The sequence below is a fragment of the Deltaproteobacteria bacterium genome, assembly GCA_019309545.1.
Classification (GTDB): domain Bacteria; phylum Desulfobacterota; class Desulfobaccia; order Desulfobaccales; family Desulfobaccaceae; genus Desulfobacca_B.
The window spans coordinates 2561-3350 of sequence record JAFDGA010000083.1 but is presented as its reverse complement, the minus strand read 5'-3'; the positions used below and the strand labels follow the sequence as shown (position 1 = coordinate 3350).

Below are 790 nucleotides of genomic sequence, written 5' to 3'. Positions count from 1 at the left end.
AGCTGGATTTCGAGTTTTTTGCCCCCTTGGGGAGAGTGGCCAGGTTGGCAAAAATTGTCTGGGAAAGCACCACTTTCATCCAGGTCTGGTTGGACCAGTCAGCCGCCCCTGGATTGGCCCAGAAATCAGGTCCAACCCAGGGGCGGCTGATGGATGAAGGGGCGCTCCAGCTAAAAGAAACGGCCACATCTTTTTTGCCCGAGCATCCGGGGATCATCGCTAAAGTGCTGGTTATCAAGGCGACCAGCATTACCCTGAAAATGGGAGGCACGGTTTCTTTAAGACGCATCTTTTTTATAAGAATTTTTTCTGGGAACATCTCTTGCCGGGCTATTTTTTCGGCGTTTGGAATTTAACTTTGCTTAACTTGGGTAACTGTGCCGGGTCATCTAGCGGCCGCAGGCGGAAGGTGTAGGTGTATTCGCGCGGCCAGAGGATATATTTATCAAGCGGCAAGGCACCCCAGGAGTTATTACCACCCACTCCTGTTTGCCGGTAATCAATGTTTAATTCAACCAACGAGCGTGGTTGAAGGTCAACGGTGTGTCGGGTGCCTCGTTGGGACTGGGTCAAATCCTCGATGGTATAGTGAAGGGCCGAGAAGCAGAGAAGAGGTAGTCCTTGAATAAAAAGGCCTTGTCCTTCGCCATTATAAAGTGCCACCCAGCGGACATCAGTTTTATAGCCGTTTTCCTGGGGACTGACGTAGGGAACAAACTGGTCGGTGACTGTGCTTCGGTAGTGGCCAACAAAGGCGCTGGTCTTCCGATCCCAGTAATTTTCGTGGGGC

2 protein-coding genes and 1 pseudogene (1 of these 3 only partly in view) are annotated in these 790 nt (G+C 51.4%); 1 reads left to right on the top strand and 2 read right to left on the bottom strand.

Annotated features, from left to right (window positions below):
- The first annotated feature begins 149 nt into the window (after positions 1-149).
- Positions 150-356, top strand: a complete 207-nt coding sequence (locus JRG72_11770) for a hypothetical protein (protein ID MBW2135879.1) — start codon at positions 150-152, stop codon at positions 354-356.
- Here JRG72_11770 and JRG72_11765 read toward each other — a convergent pair.
- Positions 331-790 (bottom strand): annotated as a pseudogene (locus tag JRG72_11765) (beta-galactosidase). The gene JRG72_11770 and the pseudogene JRG72_11765 sit on opposite strands and share 26 nt — an antisense overlap.
- Positions 680-790: part of a DUF4981 domain-containing protein coding region (locus tag JRG72_11760; protein ID MBW2135878.1), annotated on the bottom strand (this coding region is incomplete at its 5' end). Its footprint extends 2560 nt past the window's final position; the window shows 111 of its 2671 annotated nt. The gene JRG72_11760 and the pseudogene JRG72_11765, both read right to left, overlap by 111 nt.